This is a genomic window from Yaniella sp. (genome assembly GCF_030453185.1).
Lineage (GTDB): Bacteria > Actinomycetota > Actinomycetes > Actinomycetales > Micrococcaceae > Yaniella.
In genome coordinates this window covers 1-5,588 of the sequence record NZ_JAKDKW010000109.1, presented here as the reverse complement: position 1 = coordinate 5,588, position 5,588 = coordinate 1, and the positions used below count along the sequence as shown (strand labels likewise).

At 57.7% G+C, this 5,588-nt stretch carries 6 protein-coding genes and 1 pseudogene; 3 read left to right on the top strand and 4 right to left on the bottom strand.

Going from position 1 to position 5,588, the window contains the following annotated elements; all coding sequences use genetic code 11:
* A partial coding sequence (locus L0H14_RS11585; RefSeq protein ID WP_301421904.1) for an MFS transporter occupies positions 1–1,306 on the top strand: 1,306 nt, incomplete at its 5' end.
* Between the two features lie 78 nt (positions 1,307–1,384).
* Here the strand turns inward: L0H14_RS11585 and L0H14_RS11580 are convergent.
* On the bottom strand, positions 1,385–2,524 hold the full coding sequence (locus L0H14_RS11580; protein WP_301419898.1) for a glutathione-independent formaldehyde dehydrogenase: 1,140 nt from the start codon (positions 2,522–2,524) through the stop codon (positions 1,385–1,387).
* A gap of 57 nt (positions 2,525–2,581) precedes the next feature.
* Positions 2,582–3,010: a heme-binding protein gene (locus tag L0H14_RS11575; protein ID WP_301419899.1), complete on the bottom strand. Its 429-nt coding sequence runs from the start codon at positions 3,008–3,010 to the stop codon at positions 2,582–2,584.
* Positions 3,011–3,199: 189 nt separating this feature from the next.
* Between L0H14_RS11575 and L0H14_RS11570 the strand changes: the two genes are divergently transcribed.
* On the top strand, positions 3,200–3,655 hold the full coding sequence (locus L0H14_RS11570; protein ID WP_301419900.1) for a DUF3817 domain-containing protein: 456 nt from the start codon (positions 3,200–3,202) through the stop codon (positions 3,653–3,655).
* A 129-nt stretch (positions 3,656–3,784) separates the two neighbouring features.
* Here the strand turns inward: L0H14_RS11570 and L0H14_RS11565 are convergent, their stop codons facing one another.
* Positions 3,785–4,450, bottom strand: coding sequence for a hypothetical protein (locus tag L0H14_RS11565; protein ID WP_301419901.1), 666 nt, complete (start codon positions 4,448–4,450; stop codon positions 3,785–3,787).
* A gap of 150 nt (positions 4,451–4,600) precedes the next feature.
* Between L0H14_RS11565 and L0H14_RS11560 the strand changes: the two genes are divergently transcribed.
* Positions 4,601–5,158 carry an OsmC family protein gene (locus L0H14_RS11560; protein WP_301421903.1) on the top strand — a complete coding sequence of 186 codons (558 nt, stop codon included), beginning with the start codon at positions 4,601–4,603 and terminating at the stop codon, positions 5,156–5,158.
* A gap of 197 nt (positions 5,159–5,355) precedes the next feature.
* On the opposite strand, the pseudogene L0H14_RS11555 reads toward L0H14_RS11560, so the two are convergent.
* Positions 5,356–5,588 (bottom strand): annotated as a pseudogene (locus L0H14_RS11555) (BCCT family transporter); the annotation flags it as partial.

The window sequence follows — 5,588 nt, the reverse complement described above, 5'->3', positions numbered from 1 at the left end:
GGTCGCCGTTGCGCTGCCCCAGATTACCGAGGATTTAGACGCCACCGTCAATCAGGCGGTCTGGGTTTCAGCGATCTATCTGCTCACCTTCGCGGTGCCACTCTTAGTCACCGGTCGACTCGGGGATCGCTTCGGCCAACGCAATGTGTACGTGGTCGGCATGGCGATCTTCACGGTAGCCGCGGCGACCTGTGCTTTCGCACCGACCATAGAGCTGCTCATCGTTGCCCGGGCAGTCCAAGGATTCGGTGCCTCCCTGTTGAACCCTCAGCCGCTGAGCGTGATCAACCGGATCTTCCCAGTAACCAAACGCGGTGCTGCGATGGGCGTGTGGTCGGCCGTGGCCAGCTCTTCGGGGCTCTTCGGCCCGGTCGCCGGAGGGCTCCTGGTCGGTGCACTGGGCTGGCGCTGGGTATTCCTGCTCTACATTCCGTTTGGTCTCATCGCGCTGGTACTCGTTGCACTGTGGGTCCCAAAACTGCCAACAGGTGTTGGCCGCATTGATCTCGTCAGCGCTCTGCTGTCGCTCGTCGCGATCTTGGGCATCGTCTTTACGCTGCAACAAGGCCCGGAACTGGGGTGGCCCGCATGGCTCATCGGGGTCTTGGCTATCGGGATAGGTGCCCTGGTGGTCTTTATTTGGTTGCAGCGCCGGGCCCAACGGCTGGGCTTGGACGCGTTGATGCCGCTGGAGCTCTTTACCATTCGTAACTTCCGCTGGGGCGCCGTCTCAGTCTCCACGCTGGGCTTCGCCGTGTACTCGGTCAACCTGCCGATCATGCTCTATCTGCAGTTGGGCGCGGGCATCAGTGCCCAAAGTGCCGGGTTGCTGATGTTACCGATGGCCGCTGTGTCGGTAAGCTTGGCACCACTTATGGGCCGACTGACTGACCGTCTGCCACCCGGCCGGATTTCCAAGATCGGGTTCAGCTCCATGATCACCTCGATGGCTCTCTTTGCCGTGCTCATCACATTCGAGGTGGCCGTCGGCTGGTTGGTCCTCCCGTTAGTGTTCCAGGGTGCTGCCAACGCGCTGAGCTGGTCAGCAAACTCTGCCATTTCCATGCGCCAACTTCCCGGTCACCTGGTCGGTGCCGGTTCCGGTGTCTACAACACTTCACGCCAGGTAGGCGCGGTGATCGGCGCTGCAGCGGTGGGTGCGATGATGCAGATCAATTTACAGTTCACCAGCTTCTCAGCGGCCATGGGGCTGTCGCTCGTGTTGCATGTGGTCGTACTGACCATCGGCTTCTTCGCGGTCTCCCGGTTCCGCTCAGACCTGCCCCCTTCGAGCCAAACGACCTAGTCCGGTTTGAATGTCAGTTTCCAGACACAACTGGAGCCCGGTCGAATCTCGACCGGGCTCTGAGTTGCTGAGGTTAATTTAGCGGCCTGGTTGCAGGAGAACCTTGGAGTAGCCGGGCTCGCGGTTATCGAACTTCTCATACGCACCTGGTGCGTCTTCAAGCGGAAGTTCTTGCGACACTACGAAGCCAGGTTTGGCACGGCCTGCGATGATCATATCCCGCAGTTTGTGTGCGTACCGTTTAACATCGGCCTGGCCGGTCGCCATGGACTGGCCCTTCTCGAAGAAGCGGCCAATGCGGAACAGCAGCTCACCTTTTGCTGAATGCTCATCTGGCGCACCTGGATCCGATGGGACATACAGTCCAACAATGCCCAGACCGCCGGTGTGGCGGACCGTATCGACTAGCTGGTTGAGTACCACGGCGGGCTGTTCCTCACCGGATGGCTCGGTGGCCTGATACCCCACGGCATCAATGCCGCGGTCCACGCCATACGCCTGGACCGCATCGTGAATCTGTTGGGCGGCGTCGCCGTTGTCGAAGTTAATCGGTTCGGCGCCGAGGTCTTTGACAAGATCCAACCGGTGTTCGACGTTATCTACGACGAACACTCGGCTGGCACCCTTGAGTTGTGCTGAGTAGGCGGCCATCAGGCCCACCGGTCCGGCACCGTAAACGGCCACGGTTTCGCCAACTTGAACACCGGCGAGTTCGGTGGCGTGGTAGCCGGTTGGGAAAATATCTGCGAGCATTGCGAAGTCTTGTTCGTGCTCTTCGCCTTTGGGCAGTTGCACGCAGTTATAGTCCGCAAACGGTACGCGCAGCATTTCTGCTTGGCCACCGGGATACGGCCCCATCCCCACGTAACCGTAGGCACCACCGGCGGTACCCGGTTCGTTGACTGTCAGGCAGAAGCCGGTTTTGCCAGCACGGCAGTTATCACAGAAGCCACAGGCAACGTTGAAGGGCATGACCACGCGGTCGCTCTTCTTCACGGTGGTGACACCGGAACCGACTTCTTCGACAATGCCCATGTTTTCGTGGCCAAATGTGATGCCTGGTTCGGCATCGGTTCGGCCTTCGTACATGTGTAGGTCAGAGCCGCAAATAGCAGTGGAGGTTATGCGAACAATAACGTCGGTGGGGTCCTGAATTTTCGGATCGTCCACCTCTTCAACAGCAACCTCGTAGGGTCCTTTATATACAACAGCTTTCATGAGTTCTTCTTCGCTCCTTCATCGGGGAAAAGTCGTGCGCTGCGTTATCGGGAAGAATTATTTCGGCGCGGATTCGAAAGCCTGAACGCCGGCTTCAGCGACCTTCTGATCGTTATCAACCGTCGAACCGCTCACACCAACGGCACCGATCACGGTGCCGTCATCAAGTTTCAGCGGGATGCCACCCGGGAAGGTGATCAACCCACCGTTGGAGAATTCAACGTGATACAGCTGCTCACCGGGTTGGACCATCGGGGTCAAGTCGCCGGTTTCCATGTCAAAGTAGCGAGCGGTGCGGGCTTTCTTCATCGAGATGTCGATACTGCCTAACCATGCGCCGTCCATACGGTTGAAGGCTTTGAGATTTGCGCCCACGTCGACGACGGCGGCGTTCATTTTGAGATCGAGTTCTTCAGCGCGACGCATGCAAGCGTCGACCACCGTTTGTGCGAGTTGCAACGAGATATCAGTAGTGTTCGTGGTCATGTCAACACTCCTTCCACAGAGGGTTTGTGTAAATGACCAGCGCCGTGAGGTCTGCGGTCTTCGGCCGTTCAGCTCAAACAGCGCCTCATACCCCATTCTGGTAGCCAGAGGTTTTTTCCGAAAGGGCCGAGCGACCATTAGACTGCTCAAGTGGTATACACACCCAGCCCCGCAGCATCAAGGACCTCAATGTTTTCTACGCCCCGTCAGTTTTTCCGCTTCTTTGCGATCGCTGAGGTGTTCTCGTGGACACTGCTCATCGGAGGACTCATCCTGCGGGCCACCCAGGGCTGGGATCTCGCGGTGACCATCGGCGGTGGAGTGCACGGCTTCGTGTTCTTATCTTATGGGGCCACCGCTGTACTCATGAGCAAAAACCAGCGTTGGACGGCCGGAGTTGCTGCAATTTCTATTGCGTCTGCAGTCGTCCCCTACGCGACTGTGCCTGTAGATATCTGGTTGCAACGCACCGGTCGTCTCGATGGCGATTGGCGTCGGACCGCTACCGAAGATCCTCGGGACCACACCTGGCATGATCGGCTGCTGCGCTGGATCATCAACCATCCGCTGCTTAGCATTCTCATCATTCTTGCCCTTGTCGTAGCCCTCTACGTGACCCTTCTGCTCATGGGTCCGCCCGTCTAAACCAGTCGGTTTTTAGGGCTACTCAAGGTCTAGGGGCTCTTTCAACTGCTCCCAATTACGAACGCTGCTTTGTCCGACAAAGGCTGCCCCGCTAACAGCGCTTCAAGCTTCTGCAGGTACGTGTCCCACCTAATCGAACCAACCGGTATCCATATCAAGCAGCCAATGATTCCTCAGAGTCAACGCCCGTTCCAATGCGGCGAGAATACTCAGTACCAACAGTGGTGTACTGGTCCATTCTGGCAGGTTAATTGGCGAGGTAAATGGATCCATGAAGTTGCCAGCAACACCGGTTTGTGAGAAGAATTCGACCAACTGCAGCAGACCGATGGGCAGCAGGGTCAGCAGGATTATCACTGCAAGGATCCCAATCGCACGGCTCAACCCGGGTTTACGTTGCGCCAGTTTGGCACGCTGTCCTTCGGCACTGGCACCATCAGGTTTCAGCACCTGTTCTTCGCCTGTTGCAGCCACAAAGTGCATGCGCTTCAATCCGTAGAGCGTTGTAGCCACCTCAATCGCCCCGTCTTCAACAGGGATCGAAGCCGGGAGTTTTGCCCGCGCATGGTGCTTGCCATTCAAATACACATCAGCGCGATCATCCCAGTCGAAGAAATCCACACTCACCGCATAAGTTCGTGGCTGACCATTATCGGTTTTCAGGGGTGCATAGAACAGTGTGCGTCCCAGCATTTGCCACCACCGAAACGGCTTCAGCGGGTGCCCATCACCGGGTTGAATTTTCGATTTCTTCCGGCCCCAAAACCCGGAGCCCTCGTCATGACTTGAGTCCATCGCCTGTATCTCCTGAAGTTGAGGCGGTTCCACCCCAGAATATACTGCCCAATCGACACCGAGGGTACATAGACGAGTATCTGCAGATTCAATGACGGAAAATTACGCTGAGGCCCGGTGCCCACCGCCGGTGCGTCTAGCCTCGACGTTATGACTACCACAACAAACACACAGTCCACTGTCCCCGAGATCACCGCTGACGAGCGCGCCGACCGCATCACGAAAGCCGGAACCGCGTGGTCCGAGCGCATCGATGCCGATCGCTCGAGCTCGCAGCTGTCCTACGCAGTCGAAGGCGCCGGTGTCGGTTCCGTGGCCACGACCGTGCGCGCCGGCAAGCACTCCTTCATCGTGGACGAGCCAGCGGCACTGGCCGGCGATAACATTGGGACCAGTCCCGTTGAGTATGCTCTCGGCGCGTTGGTCGGCTGCCAGGTCGTCGTCTATCGTCTCTATGCGCAGCAACTCGGCATTCCCTTCGATGACATCGTTATACGGGCTGAGGCCGACCTGGATGCGGCGGGACTGTTCGGTGTCGACGAGTCCGTGCGCGCCGGGTTCTCCGAGGTGCGACTCGATATCAAGCTCACAGGACCAGAGTCGGACGAACGCTACGACGAGCTGCGCAAGACCGTCGATGCCCATTGCCCGGTGCTCGATATCTTCCAGAATCCGACCCCGGTCAAGACGACCGTCTCCCGCGCCTGAGCACTGACACACCGTAGACTCCGGTTGTCGCTTGATAAGTGGCCATTTTGGGGGCCCATATTCTGCAGGCCGCTGGCTTCTTCTGTGCTAAACCTGTGCAGACGCAAATGGCGTTGCACTGTTTGTGCAACGCCATTTGCTCTTCCCCAAGTCTATGACTGGGATGTTATCTCACTGTGCTAATCTCCGATCGGAGATTATTCAGTATCACGGTCTTCAGATTTCGTGGAGTCCGTTTTCGTTGGTTCAGTTTCCCCGCCGGTCACAAGTCTCATGGAGTTGTTTTCCGCTTCTTCCTTGTACCAGTCGGTGTATTTCGGATCGGATGCATCGACTTCTGAGCCTGCGCCTCGTCCGTCTGGCGAGTGCTGGACGGAAAGTTCGAATTCTTCGCCGTGGTCTTCGATTCCTCGAATCACCGCATCAGACA

Bases quoted from the DNA above. Each gene is read 5' to 3' on its own strand.
- L0H14_RS11580 (WP_301419898.1), bottom strand. From the start codon at position 2,524: ATGAAAGCTGTTGTATATAAAGGACCCTACGAGGTTGCTGTTGAAGAG.
- L0H14_RS11575 (WP_301419899.1), bottom strand. From the start codon at position 3,010: ATGACCACGAACACTACTGATATCTCGTTGCAACTCGCACAAACGGTG.
- L0H14_RS11570 (WP_301419900.1), top strand. From the start codon at position 3,200: ATGTTTTCTACGCCCCGTCAGTTTTTCCGCTTCTTTGCGATCGCTGAG.
- L0H14_RS11565 (WP_301419901.1), bottom strand. From the start codon at position 4,450: ATGGACTCAAGTCATGACGAGGGCTCCGGGTTTTGGGGCCGGAAGAAA.
- L0H14_RS11560 (WP_301421903.1), top strand. From the start codon at position 4,601: ATGACTACCACAACAAACACACAGTCCACTGTCCCCGAGATCACCGCT.